Raw genomic sequence first — 13,252 nt, forward strand, 5'->3', positions numbered from 1 at the left:
TCTCATTGCTGAAAAACCCGCGTTAGTTTTGCTGAAAATATGAATGAATTGATTAGGCTATGCGATGCTGTTCAAACGCGGACAGCAATTCACTGATAAATTTCAATCTCTGCGCTCGGTCAGTTAAATCCTGCATAAACTTCAACTTGGTAGGCCCTTCCAGTCGATATATTTTAGGTTGGCGCTGTAGCAAACCAATCAGATAAACGGGGTCGACCTTGTTCTTATCGCTAAACTCGATAAAACCACCGCGCTCATTGCCCTCAATTCGCTTAATGCCCAATTTCAGCGCTTGCTGACGCAGTTCGGCGGTTTGTAGCAGATAGCGGGCTGCGTCTGGTAACTTACCAAAGCGATCGATAAGTTCCACTTTTAACTCATCGAGTTCTGTTTCATTACGTGCACTAGCAATGCGTTTATAGAATGAAAGCCGGACATTTACATCAGGAATGAAATCATCGGGCAGCAGCACAGGCATGCGCATTTCGATTTCTGTCTGGTTGCTGGTGAGATCTTCCAGAGACGGTTCTCTGCCTTCTTTCAGCGCATCAACAGCGTTCTCCAGCAGCTCCATGTATAACGAGAAACCAATGGTGGTCAACTGGCCGCTCTGGTCTTCGCCAAGCAACTCGCCCGCACCGCGAATCTCGAGGTCATGAGTGGCTAACGCAAAGCCAGCACCGAGATCTTCCAGTGAGGCAATCGCCTCCAACCGTTTTTTGGCATCGGTTGTCATGGCTTTCGGATTCGGCGTTAACAGGTAAGCATAAGCTTGGTGATGTGAACGCCCAACACGGCCTCGCAATTGGTGAAGTTGTGCCAGACCAAAATGATCAGCACGTTCAATGATAATGGTATTGGCACTTGGTATGTCGATACCGGTTTCAATAATCGTGGTGCAGACCAGAACGTTAAAGCGCTGATGATGGAAATCATTCATCACGCGCTCCAAATCCCTTTCACGCATCTGACCGTGACCAATTGCAATACGGGCCTCTGGCACCAACTCAGCTAGTCGCTGGCTGGCTTTCTCGATGTTTTCCACGTCGTTATACAGGTAATAAACCTGACCACCACGCAGGATTTCACGCAAAATGGCTTCTCGTATCACCAAGCTATCGTACTCGCGTACAAAGGTTTTCACCGCCAGACGGCGCGCCGGTGGCGTGGCAATAATCGACAAATCGCGCATGCCACTCATGGCCATATTCAGAGTGCGTGGGATAGGGGTCGCGGTGAGCGTCAAAATATCCACATCGGCACGCATCGCTTTGATACGTTCTTTATGACGCACACCAAAGCGGTGTTCTTCATCGACAATTAACAGGCCGAGGTCTTGCCAGCGGAGGTCGCTTTGCAACAGCTTGTGAGTCCCGATAATAATATCGACTTTCCCTTCGGCGGCTTGCTCCAGCACCAACTGTTGCTCTTTAGCACTACGGAAGCGAGACATCATCTCGATGCGCACCGGCCAAGTAGCGAAACGGTCACGGAAGTTATCGAAGTGCTGTTGAGCGAGTAGGGTGGTCGGTACCAAGACGGCAACCTGCTTATTATTGGCTACAGCAAGGAAAGCGGCCCGCATTGCCACTTCGGTTTTACCGAAACCAACGTCACCACACACTAATCTATCCATGGCTAATGGTTGGCACATATCGCTGATAACGGCGTGAATAGCCTGCTCTTGATCGGGCGTGGTTTCAAAGGGGAAACTTTGGCAGAACAGCTGATATTGTTCTCGGTCGAGTTTAAATTTAAAACCGGATTTAGCAGCGCGTTGCGCGTAAATATCCAGCAACTCAGCCGCCACGTCACGCACTTTTTCAGCCGCTTTTTGCCGTGCACGGCTCCACGCGTCCCCGCCCAGCTTATGCAGAGGGGCATTTTCATCTGCGCCGCCAGAATAACGGCTGATCAGGTGCAGGGAGGAGACAGGTACATAGAGCTTATCTTCACCAGCATAGGTCAAAATCAGGTATTCGGCTTTGATGCCACCCGCTTCAAGAGTTGTTAAGCCCAGATAACGCCCTACACCGTGTTCCAAATGGACCACTGGCTGACCAGGACGCAACTCTGCCAGATTGCGGATCAGCGTATCGGTATTAATCGTGCGGCGGTTATCTTGCCGGCGGCGGCTAACGCGCTCCCCGAGTAAGTCGCTTTCACAAATTAGCGCTAACTTTTTATCTGTATCAAGGAAGCCGCGTTCAGCAGCCCCGATCATCAAATAGTGTCCCGGTGCACTGGCTTGCGATAATTCAGTTATTAAAGTTGGGCTGATTTTTATCCGCGCAAGGAGGTCTTGCAACGTTTCTCGCCGCCCCTCACTTTCCACGGAGAATACAATGCTGCCGCTGAATGCCTCGATAAAGCGGCGCAGGTTATCCAACGGAGCCTTTTGCTGTGCTTGAACCGACAGGTCAGGCAGTGCCTGATAATGCAGATTAGTATTGGCCGCTTTGGCAGGGACTTCATTGGTTTTAAATTGGACCCGTGGCCACTCTTTTAGCTCGCTGAACAGCGAATCCACTCGTAACCAGAGCGTTTCGGGGGCGAGCAACGGGCGCATTGGGTCAATGCGGCGGCTTTCAAATCGCTGATTCACATCCAGCCAAAAACGCTCGGCTGAACTTTCTAGCGAGCCGGTATTCACTAATAACGTATTTTCGGGCAGGTAGCTGAAAAGTGAAGGCAATGGCTGGCTAAAAAACAGCGGTTGCCAATATTCAATACCGGCGGGCCAAATGCCTTTGCTGACTTGCTGATAAACATGTTCCGCATCACGGCGGACATCGAACTGCTCACGCCATTGACTGCGAAACAACTCAATAGCAGCTTTATCAATGGGAAATTCATGAGCGGGCAGTAAGTTGATTTGCTCAACTTCGGTCAATGTGCGCTGGGTATCAACATCAAATATACGCAGGCTATCAATATCATCATCAAAAAAATCAATTCGATAGGGCTCTTCGCTGCCCATCGGATAAAGATCCAATAACGCGCCACGGGTAGCGAATTCACCGTGTTCCATGACCTGATCCACACTGCGATAACCAGCCTGCTCAAGCTGCGCACGTAATTTATCCCGTGACAGATGTTGGCCTTTTTTCATCACCAATGCGTGTCCATGCAGGAATTCATGGGGGCATACCCGTTGCATCAAGGTATTAATCGGGAGAATAATAACCCCACGTTCCATAGTAGGAAGATGGTAAAGGCAGGACAGACGGGCCGAAATAATATCCTGATGCGGTGAAAAACTGTCGTAAGGCAGAGTTTCCCAATCAGAGAGGGTATTCACCGGCCAAGGCGAGAATTGTTGGATCTCATCACGTAGCCGCAGCGCCGTTTGCATATCGGGAGTAATTAACATTACTGGGCCGTTATGGCGCTCAATGATTTCCGCACATTCGACCGCGCAGGCAGAGCCGGTCAACTGACCTAACTGACGGGTATCGCCACGTCGTTCAGGTAGTGAATAACGATATTGTTGGGACATAAGCAGTTAAACAGTCTCTTTATCAGGACAAATTATCTCGGCGGCTATCCTAGCACGTGAACGCGCATAGCCACAGATTGGTGCTCTTTTTTGGAATAAAAGCCGGAGATATAGGCGGTTAATGGTTCCATAAAGCGGTAGTACCCTTTATTATCCTCGATCACTTTGCTTTAGCAACAGGATCTAAACAGATTTCATGTATCAACCTGTCGCACTATTTATCGGCCTGCGTTATATGCGCGGGCGTGCATCTGACCGATTCGGTCGGTTCGTTTCGTGGCTTTCAACCATTGGCATCACTTTGGGAGTGATGGCATTGATTACAGTATTATCTGTGATGAATGGTTTTGAGCGTGATTTGCAAAATAATATTTTGGGGCTGATGCCACAGGCGCTCATCACCACACCGCAAGGCTCACTCGATCCAAATAAAATACCGGCTTCCTCCCTGAAGTCATTGACGGGGGTGACCGATATTGTGCCGCTGACCACCGCTGATGTGGTGCTGCAGAGTGCGCGTAATCTGGCCGCAGGGGTGATGTTGGGCATTGATCCCTCGCAGCGCGAACCCTTAGCCGATTATTTGGTGAACGTGCACCTAAAGGATTTGCAACCCGGTAGCTACAATATGATCCTCGGTGAAAAGCTGGCGGGTCAGTTAGGGATTAAGCGTGGCGAAACCCTGCGTTTGATGGTGCCGAGTGCCAGCCAATTTACCCCAATGGGGCGCATCCCAAGCCAGCGATTGTTTAATGTCATCGGCACATTCGCCGCTGAGAGTGAAGTTGATGGCTATCAAATACTGGTTAACCAGCAGGATGCGTCACGTCTAATGCGTTATCCTGCCGGTAATATTACAGGCTGGCGCTTATTCCTTTCACAGCCGCTGTCAGTTGATAGCCTGAGCCAACAAACCCTGCCGGAAGGCACGGTGTGGAAAGATTGGCGTGAACGTAAAGGTGAACTGTTCCAAGCCGTACGGATGGAAAAGAATATGATGGGGTTGCTGCTTAGCCTGATTATCGCCGTTGCGGCCTTTAATATCATCACCTCGCTGGGCCTGCTGGTCATGGAGAAACAGGGAGAGGTGGCGATTCTGCAGACACAAGGATTAAGTCGCCGCCAAATTATGCTGATATTTATGGTGCAGGGGGCGACGGCGGGAGTCATTGGTGCTTTGCTGGGGGCTGGGTTGGGTATTTTACTGGCTAGCCAATTGAACACGATTATCCCCGTGCTCGGATTATTGATTGATGGGGCCACGTTGCCGGTGGAAATTAACCCTGTTCAAGTCACCATTATTGCCCTATCGGCGATGGCGATTGCATTACTGTCCACGCTCTATCCTTCTTGGCGCGCTGCCGCCGCACAACCTGCTGAGGCTTTACGCTATGAGTAATCATCCTTTATTACAGTGTTTAAACTTGTGCAAACGCTATCAGGAAGGCCAACTGCATACTGATGTTCTCAGCAATGTGTCATTCACTATCGAGTCGGGCGAACTGATGGCGATTGTCGGGAGTTCCGGTTCGGGGAAAAGTACCTTACTGCATTTGTTGGGCGGTTTAGATACCCCAACCTCCGGCGAAGTGATTTATCAGGGGCGCTCGCTGAATCAGCTCTCTTCTACGGCGAAAGCTGAACTGCGTAACCGCGAATTAGGGTTTATCTATCAATTCCACCATTTATTGCCTGATTTTACTGCACTCGAAAATGTGGCGATGCCACTGCTTATCGGCGGTGCTAAACCGGCAGAAGCGCAGGATAAAGCCCGTGAAATGTTAGTGGCTGTAGGGCTGGAAAAACGCAGCAAGCATCGCCCATCTGAATTATCTGGCGGTGAACGTCAACGTGTGGCGATTGCCCGTTCGCTGGTCAATAATCCGTCGCTAGTGCTGGCAGATGAACCGACAGGGAATCTGGACCAACGTAATGCGGATAGCATCTTTAATTTACTGGGTGAATTGAATGTGCGTCAGGGGACGGCATTTTTGGTGGTTACCCACGACCTACAGTTGGCAAAACGCATGAGCCGTCAGCTAGAAATGCGTGATGGTCAGTTACAGCAGCACTTAACGCTGGTGGGGGCTTAGTGATGGGCGCTTTGCCACTTTCACTCTTAATCGGTTTACGTTTTAGCCGTGGCCGCCGCCGTGGCGGCATGGTGTCGTTAATTTCGGTTATCTCGACGCTGGGTATCGCTTTAGGGGTCGCGGTATTGATCGTCGGTCTAAGTGCCATGAACGGCTTCGAACGTGAATTGAAAAACCGTATTTTAGCCGTCGTTCCGCATGGCGAAATTGCTGCCGTTAATCAACCCTTTGCTGAATGGCCGCAAGCTCTCGAGCGTATTGAAAAAGTCCCTGGTATCGTGGCAGCCGCCCCATATATCAATTTCACTGGGTTGATTGAAAATGCCACGCAACTGCGGGCGGTACAGGTCAAAGGGGTCGATCCTAAAGCCGAACAACGTCTTAGCGCATTACCTAGCTTCGTTGCTGACCACGCGTGGGATAATTTCAACGCTGGGCAGCAACAGATTATTTTGGGGAAAGGCTTAGCAGATGCTTTGGGCGTGAAACAAGGCTCTTGGCTGACAGTGATGATCCCCAATAGCGATCCAGAGTTGAAATTACTGCAACCTAAGCGGATTCGTTTACAAGTCGCTGGGGTTTTCCAACTCAGTGGCCAACTTGATCACAGCTTGGCACTGGTGCCTTTGGCTGATGCGCAGCAATATCTTGATATGGGCGACAGCGTGACAGGCATCGCCATCAAGGTTAATGATGTTTACAACGCCAATAAACTGGTGCGCGATGCCGGTGAGGTGAGCAATGCCTATGTCTATATCAGCAGTTGGATTGGGACTTATGGCTATATGTACCGAGACATCCAGATGATCCGCACTATCATGTACTTAGCGATGGTATTGGTGATTGGTGTTGCCAGTTTCAATATCGTGTCCACGTTGGTCATGGCGGTGAAAGATAAAAGTAGCGATATTGCGGTATTACGGACATTAGGCGCTAAAGACCGCCTGATCCGTGCCATCTTCATTTGGTATGGCTTACTGGCTGGGCTTATTGGCAGTATTAGCGGGGTTGTGGTTGGGGTGATTATTTCGCTGCAATTAACCTCTATTATTCGTGGGCTAGAAACGCTGATTGGGCATCAATTTTTATCGGGTGATATCTACTTCATCGATTTTCTACCCTCAGAGCTGCATTGGTTTGATGTGGCCTGCGTGTTGGCAACGGCGTTGGTGTTGAGTTTGATTGCCAGTTGGTATCCCGCTCGCCGTGCTAGCCGTATTGATCCAGCGCGAGTATTGAGCGGGCAATGATACTGCCCATTATGCGATAAGCGACTGATGTGTCAGTCGCCTCCGCTGGACTCAGGCTGTGGCAAGTCGTTGGCTGAAAAATACATAACTAAAAGATAGAATTCGCGCCGTTGCCGCCTGCCTGCAACGTAATGATTTAGGGTATATAAGGACAACTTTATGTATTACGGTTTTGATATGGGCGGCACCAAGATTGAGTTGGGCATTTTTGATGCCAACTTGCAACGAATCTGGCATAAACGAGTCCCTACACCGCGTGAAGACTACCAACAACTACTCCAAACATTGCAGAGTCTAACGCTAGAAGCAGATGCTTATTGCGGTGCTACCGGCAGTGTCGGTATTGGCATCCCTGGGTTACCCAATGCAGATGATGGCACAGTTTTTACCGCCAATGTCCCCGCAGCAATGGGACAATTGCTGCAAGGTGACCTGTCTAAATTGATTGGGCGCGACGTTCGAATTGATAACGATGCCAACTGTTTTGCTTTGTCCGAAGCTTGGGATCCTGAATTTCGTGCTTACCCAACCGTTCTAGGGCTGATTCTTGGCACCGGCGTAGGGGGGGGCTTGATAGTCAATGGCAGTATCGTTAGCGGGCGAAACCATATCACCGGTGAATTCGGTCACTTCCGCTTACCTGTCGACGCACTGGATATCTTGGGTGCGGACATTCCACGCGTGCCTTGTGGTTGCGGCCATCATGGCTGCATCGAAAATTATATTTCGGGTCGTGGTTTTGAATGGATGTATCAGCACTTCAACCAACAATCCTTGCCAGCGACTGAGATTATCATCAATTATAATGCTGGCGAACCTAACGCTGTCGCACATGTAGAGCGTTTTATGGATGTGCTAGCCGTGTGTTTGGGTAATTTATTGACTATGCTAGACCCCCATTTGGTGGTGATCGGTGGTGGGCTGTCGAATTTTGGCAAGATATACGAAGAGTTGCCCAAGCGCTTACCACAACACTTATTACGAGTGGCGCGGCTGCCGCGCATTGAAAAAGCGCGTTATGGCGATGCTGGTGGTGTGCGCGGGGCGGCATTTTTGCATTTGAATGACCAATAGTATTTATCTTTGGCTGAGTAATCGTCGTTTCAAACTATAACAATAGCCAAACCAATTGATGTCGCAGGCCAGTCAATAAGCCCGAATAACTGACATAAATTAGTGATTCGATAGTTAGCGTCGCTGGCAATTCAGTCGCATCAAATGGGAAGGCTATAGAAGAGGCAAGAAGTTATGCGCATTCGCCATCGGCTATGTCGGTTTCGCAAGAATAAGCATTTGCGGCATCAACGTTTTCGCTCCCGTATTTTTCATCGGGACAGCGCCGCGATCTCAGAAATGAAAAAGCCCTTCGTGGTTGTCCTGACTGGCGCAGGTATCTCGGCTGAATCTGGCATTCGTACTTTCCGCGCCGCAGATGGTTTATGGGAAGAACATCTGGTGGAAGATGTTGCCACGCCAGAGGGATATCGTCGTGACCCTGAATTAGTCCAAGCCTTTTATAATGCGCGTCGCCGTCAGTTACAACAACCAGACATTGCCCCCAATGCGGCTCACTTCGCACTGGCAGATCTAGAGGCTGCGCTCGGTGATAACTTTGTTTTAGTGACTCAAAATATCGATAACTTGCATGAAAGAGCAGGTAGTAAGCGAGTCATTCATATGCATGGCGAGCTGCTGAAAGTCCGTTGTACACAGTCTGGACAAGTATTGGACTGGCCAGGTGACCTTTCTGCTGATGAACGGTGTCATTGCTGCCAATTCCCTTCACCGCTGCGACCGCACATTGTTTGGTTCGGTGAAATGCCGATGGGGATGGATGAAATTTATCAAGCGCTCGCTGAAGCTGATTTCTTTATCTCGATCGGTACCTCAGGGCATGTCTATCCCGCCGCAGGTTTTGTTCATGAATCCAGCCTGCATGGTGCTCATACCGTCGAGTTGAATCTGGAACCTAGCCAAGTAGAAAGCCAGTTTGATGAAAAGCACTATGGATTGGCGAGTCAGGTTGTTCCAGAGTATGTGCGTGAATTTTTGACGGTCAGAGGAGATGATCCTCAAGGCGACTAATGGTTCTTAGCAGTAGCCTGCTAAATCAAAGCCGCGCCATATTTGGCGCGGACGGCCTGTCCTAACCGTTCTCGGTCGGGGCATCGTGTTTGTCAGCAGTCTGATGTATTCGCTGATTTGAATCACTCGTTGGTGTTAGCTCATTGTGGCTTCAAGATGTCACCACAGGTTGATAGATGAATCAACCAGTGGTTTTTCCAGTCACCGCCTTTATTCTGGCTTAAGTTTGTCTAAAACTGACCTGACGCAATATTTGATCGTGATCACTTCCCCATAATGATAATCACTATTATGAGGGTGGGAACCATGGACAAATTACTCGACCGCTTTTTCAACTATGTTTCTTTTGATACACAAGCAAAAGCCAATGTAAAATCCGTGCCGAGCACTGAAGGACAGCGCAAGCTTGCTCAGGCATTATTCCATGAGTTGCAAACGCTTGGTTTTTCTCAGGTTAGTTTGAGCGACCATGGCTGTGTCATGGCTACATTGCCTGCTAATGTCTCATGGCCAGTCCCCACTATTGGGTTTATTGCCCATCTTGATACTTCACCTGATTTCTCAGGTAAAAATGTCAATCCGCAGATTTTAGAAAATTACCGTGGCGGTGATGTTGCCTTGGGGATCGGCGACGAAGTTTTATCACCGGTAATGTTCCCGATACTGCATCAGCTACTCGGGCATACATTGATTACCACGGATGGAAAGACCTTGTTAGGTGCGGATGATAAAGCGGGCATAGCCGAAATTATCACTGCAATGGTGCGCTTAAAAAATAGTAATGTTCCTCACGGGGATATTCGTATTGCGTTCACGCCGGATGAAGAAGTGGGCAAAGGTGCGCGATTCTTTAATGTGGCTGAATTCGGTGCTCAATGGGCTTATACCGTTGATGGTGGCGGTGTAGGGGAGTTAGAGTACGAGAACTTTAATGCGGCATCCGTGACGATTAAAATTGTTGGTAACAATGTTCATCCAGGTAGTGCGAAAGGGGTTATGGTCAATGCATTGTCGCTGGCAACCCGTTTCCATCAAGAACTACCAGCAAGTGAAACACCGGAATGTACTGAAGGCTATGAAGGTTTTTATCATCTGCAAAGTATTAAAGGCACCGTCGAGCGTGCGGAGATGCACTATATCGTACGAGATTTCAGCCGCGATGGTTTCGAAGCGCGGAAGAAGAATATGGTGGATATTGCTAAGCGGGTAGGTAAAGGCTTACACCGTGATTGCTACATCGAGATCATTATGGATGATAGCTATTACAACATGCGTGAACATATCATCAAGTATCCGCATATTATTGAGTTAGCCCAACAGGCAATGCGCGATTGTGATATCACCCCGATTATGAAACCGATTCGCGGTGGCACAGATGGTGCCCAATTATCCTTCCTTGGGCTACCTTGCCCGAATATCTTTACTGGCGGTTATAACTATCACGGTAAGCATGAGTTTATTACTCTGGAAGGGATGGAGAAAGCCATCTCCGTTATCATGCGAATCGCTGAGTTGACGGCTAAACGGGCTAACAAGGCATAAGTGGTGCGCTGATGCATTAAGTTGCGAATGAATAAAGAAGCATGCAATACGCGAACTAAAACGCCCCATAAAGTGGGGCGTTTGTGCGTCATAAGTTGTAAAGATTCATTGTTTCAGCGATCAATCGTTAAAGTACCAATACCCGCTGTTCACCAACGTACCTAGCATCGCTAAGAACGACGGGTCTTCTAGCGCATCACCGAGCGTCTCGGCATCAACACTGAAATGCTGACACAATGCATCCGCCGCCTGCAGGTGCGGTGTATCAATTAATTCGCCGTTCGCATAGCAACGGTCACCAATACGCAGAACACGCAGGCCGCTCAGACGCTGTAATGACTCACCTTGCTGGAGCAATTCGTAGATATCGCCGACCTGATAAGGCGGCTCTGGTGGCGCAATATCCAGTTCGTGACGAGATTGAGAAATAAACTCACCGAGCCAGCTTTGGAAGTGTTCAGGTTGTTGAACTAAATCTAGCATCATCGCGCGCAGTTTATCGACTTCCTGTGGTAACACTTCAGCGGGGTGCTCTCGCAATGGCAAATCAGGGTCACTGTAGCGATAGCTACCGAGTTCACGCGATAGGATATAGTCGGCAAAGCCGCTAACCAGTTCTCGCCCATTCGGCGCGCGGAAACCGACAGAGTAATTGAGCGCATTTTCGAGCGCATAACCTTCATGGGGGAAACCTGGCGGAATATAGAGAATATCACCGGGTTCCATTTCTTCATCAATGATGGCTTCGAACGGGTCAACTTGCAGTAAGTCTGGATGCGGGCAGTGCTGCTTCATTTCCGTTTTTTCGCCAACCCGCCAGCGTCGACGGCCTGTGCCCTGAATGATAAAGACATCATATTGATCGAAATGTGGGCCTACGCCCCCCCCGGGTACTGAGAAGGAGATCATGAGGTCATCCATTCGCCAGTCTGAAAGTGCTCGGAAGGGGTGCATTAGTGCTGCGGCGGGTTCGTGCCAATGGTCAACAGCCTGAACCAGTAGCGACCAGTTGGTTTCGCCTAAGTGATCAAAGCTCTCAAAAGGGCCGTGACCGACTTGCCAACGGCCATCTTCATGACTTACCAAGCGGCTATCAACTTCATTTTCCATTGCAAGCCCTGCAAGCTCGTCGGGCGAGAGCGGATCGATAAAGTTTTTAAAGCCACGTTTGATGATTACGGGACGTTTCTGCCAATAGCGTTGCAGAAAATCAGGCCAATCGAGATCAAGTTGGTAATCCATGTTTATTCCAAATAGGAGAGGGCATGGCTGTGATTATAACGGATGCCCGCTGTCAGTATCAGCGTTGATAGACAAATTTTATTAATCATCATGATGATCGTTTTGCTGACCAAAGGTGACCATCATTTTCGCCCCACCTAAGGGACTTTCAGTGATGGTGATTTCGCCTTGATATTGTTCGATAATTTCTGCGGCGACGGACAAACCCAGCCCTTGCCCTGGGCGTAGTGTATCCACCCGCTGACCCCGCTGAAAAATAAGTTGGCGCTTGTTCTCAGGGATACCAGGGCCATCATCTTCGACCACAATAGTGAGATGTTTTTCAGAGTGCAGGGCGGTAATCTCGACGAACTCCAAACAATATTTACAGGCGTTATCGAGGACATTGCCCATCACTTCCATAAAGTCATTTTTATCACCGATAAACGTCACTTCCGGTGAGATATCCAGTGTCAAAACGACCCCTTTACGCTGATAAACTTTATTCAGTGCACTGCATAGGCTATCAAGCAGCGCAGGAACAGAGTGAATTTCTCTCACAACCACGCTATGCTCCGAACGCATACTGGCACGGTGTAGATAATAACCAATCTGTTGAGATATTCGGCTTATCTGCTCAAGCATGATGGGTTCGGCTTCCTCAATAGTCGTCTGCTTACCTGAGCGCAAAGATCGCAATGAGGTCTGTAACACCGCCAGTGGGGTCTTAAGGCTATGGGTCAGATCCGCCAATGTGGTGCGATATTTGGTATATCGTTGACGTTCATTGTTGAGCAATATATTGAGATTACGTACTAACCCCTGCAATTCTCGCGGCGGGTTTTCATCCAGTTGCTCGCGCTCACCTTTTTCAAGCTGACTAATCTGGCTAACCAACGCTTTTATCGGCCTTAAGCTCCAGTAGGCGGCGAGCCACAACAAAGGAATAACCAAAAGTAAGTTGGCCAATAAGACATAGCTAAACCAGTCCCAAACCAAATCAGAACGCTGTAATTCCTGTGGGATAGTATCGACGACCACAATGGTAAGCTGTGGCAAGCGAGTCGTTGCAGGATAAGTATTGACTGAGATTGAGTGAGTAAGAGCGGTGCTATCGTTATCGTCGTATTTCTTGAGCTGGTCTTGGGCTTTTGGGTTATCACCCAACATCATGCTACTGATGTGGGTCCCTGTATCCAATTCGTAAAAACCTGGTTTTTGTAACCAGCTTTTTTCGATATGTGATTCAAGTTCAGGAACGTGGCGCTGGCGCCACAATATATTGCCATCTTTATCGTAAATTAAAATCAGCGTCGGGATATTCAGCTCAAGTTCAGGGGGCACTGAAATACTGAGTTTCTTATCATGCCACTGTGCCAAGCTGAAAAATAAGTTACTTTCACCGCGATGGGCTCTGAACGTGTTCTTATCAAAACTGACAATATAGCCTACGACAGCAACCATGCCATAAGATAGCGATAGCGCAAGGATAACTCCCGCTGTTGCCATAAGAAAACGAGCACGAAGAGAGAACGGTTTGCTATTTTTCCGGAACATAATAT

Annotated in this window: 9 protein-coding genes; 6 read left to right on the forward strand and 3 right to left on the reverse strand. The window is 48.9% G+C overall.

Features of this window, described 5'->3' with window-relative positions:
* Window positions 1-52: 52 nt before the first annotated feature.
* Window positions 53-3,499, reverse strand: coding sequence for a transcription-repair coupling factor (gene mfd, locus BN68_RS02815; protein WP_019209627.1), 3,447 nt, complete (start codon window positions 3,497-3,499; stop codon window positions 53-55).
* 196 nt (window positions 3,500-3,695) lie between these two features.
* Here mfd and lolC point away from each other — a divergent pair, with 196 nt between their 5' ends.
* The 6 genes from lolC to pepT all read left to right on the forward strand — a co-directional run bounded on the left by lolC (window position 3,696) and on the right by pepT (window position 10,469).
* A complete protein-coding gene (gene lolC, locus BN68_RS02820) occupies window positions 3,696-4,898 on the forward strand; it encodes a lipoprotein-releasing ABC transporter permease subunit LolC (protein ID WP_019209628.1) in 1,203 nt (400 codons plus the stop codon).
* On the forward strand, window positions 4,891-5,592 hold the full coding sequence (gene lolD, locus BN68_RS02825; RefSeq protein WP_019209629.1) for a lipoprotein-releasing ABC transporter ATP-binding protein LolD: 702 nt from the start codon (window positions 4,891-4,893) through the stop codon (window positions 5,590-5,592). Before lolC ends, lolD begins: the two co-directional genes overlap by 8 nt.
* Before the next feature lie 2 nt (window positions 5,593-5,594).
* Window positions 5,595-6,842: a lipoprotein-releasing ABC transporter permease subunit LolE gene (gene lolE, locus BN68_RS02830; protein WP_019209630.1), complete on the forward strand. Its 1,248-nt coding sequence runs from the start codon at window positions 5,595-5,597 to the stop codon at window positions 6,840-6,842.
* Window positions 6,843-7,001: 159 nt separating this feature from the next.
* Entirely contained in the window at window positions 7,002-7,916 is a 915-nt protein-coding gene (gene nagK, locus BN68_RS02835) for an N-acetylglucosamine kinase (RefSeq protein WP_019209631.1), read from the forward strand.
* A gap of 174 nt (window positions 7,917-8,090) precedes the next feature.
* A complete protein-coding gene (gene cobB, locus BN68_RS02840) occupies window positions 8,091-8,927 on the forward strand; it encodes a Sir2 family NAD+-dependent deacetylase (RefSeq protein WP_019209632.1) in 837 nt (278 codons plus the stop codon).
* Between the two features lie 306 nt (window positions 8,928-9,233).
* A complete protein-coding gene (pepT, locus tag BN68_RS02845; protein ID WP_019209633.1) occupies window positions 9,234-10,469 on the forward strand; it encodes a peptidase T in 1,236 nt (411 codons plus the stop codon).
* A gap of 120 nt (window positions 10,470-10,589) precedes the next feature.
* On the opposite strand, the gene BN68_RS02850 is transcribed toward pepT, so the two are convergent.
* Both BN68_RS02850 and phoQ read right to left on the reverse strand, forming a co-directional pair.
* Window positions 10,590-11,711, reverse strand: coding sequence for a ribosomal protein uL16 3-hydroxylase (locus BN68_RS02850; RefSeq protein WP_019209634.1), 1,122 nt, complete (start codon window positions 11,709-11,711; stop codon window positions 10,590-10,592).
* 81 nt (window positions 11,712-11,792) lie between these two features.
* A complete protein-coding gene (phoQ, locus tag BN68_RS02855) occupies window positions 11,793-13,247 on the reverse strand; it encodes a two-component system sensor histidine kinase PhoQ (protein WP_019209635.1) in 1,455 nt (484 codons plus the stop codon).
* Window positions 13,248-13,252 lie beyond the last annotated feature (5 nt).

The sequence above is a fragment of the Yersinia massiliensis CCUG 53443 genome, from assembly GCF_000312485.1.
GTDB classification, from domain to species: domain Bacteria; phylum Pseudomonadota; class Gammaproteobacteria; order Enterobacterales; family Enterobacteriaceae; genus Yersinia; species Yersinia massiliensis.

Excerpts from the sequence above, each read along its gene's own strand:
- mfd (WP_019209627.1), bottom strand. The coding sequence starts at position 3,499 with ATGTCCCAACAATATCGTTATTCACTACCTGAACGACGTGGCGATACC.
- lolC (WP_019209628.1), top strand. The coding sequence starts at position 3,696 with ATGTATCAACCTGTCGCACTATTTATCGGCCTGCGTTATATGCGCGGG.
- lolD (WP_019209629.1), top strand. The coding sequence starts at position 4,891 with ATGAGTAATCATCCTTTATTACAGTGTTTAAACTTGTGCAAACGCTAT.
- lolE (WP_019209630.1), top strand. The coding sequence starts at position 5,595 with ATGGGCGCTTTGCCACTTTCACTCTTAATCGGTTTACGTTTTAGCCGT.
- nagK (WP_019209631.1), top strand. The coding sequence starts at position 7,002 with ATGTATTACGGTTTTGATATGGGCGGCACCAAGATTGAGTTGGGCATT.
- cobB (WP_019209632.1), top strand. The coding sequence starts at position 8,091 with ATGCGCATTCGCCATCGGCTATGTCGGTTTCGCAAGAATAAGCATTTG.
- pepT (WP_019209633.1), top strand. The coding sequence starts at position 9,234 with ATGGACAAATTACTCGACCGCTTTTTCAACTATGTTTCTTTTGATACA.
- BN68_RS02850 (WP_019209634.1), bottom strand. The coding sequence starts at position 11,711 with ATGGATTACCAACTTGATCTCGATTGGCCTGATTTTCTGCAACGCTAT.
- phoQ (WP_019209635.1), bottom strand. The coding sequence starts at position 13,247 with ATGTTCCGGAAAAATAGCAAACCGTTCTCTCTTCGTGCTCGTTTTCTT.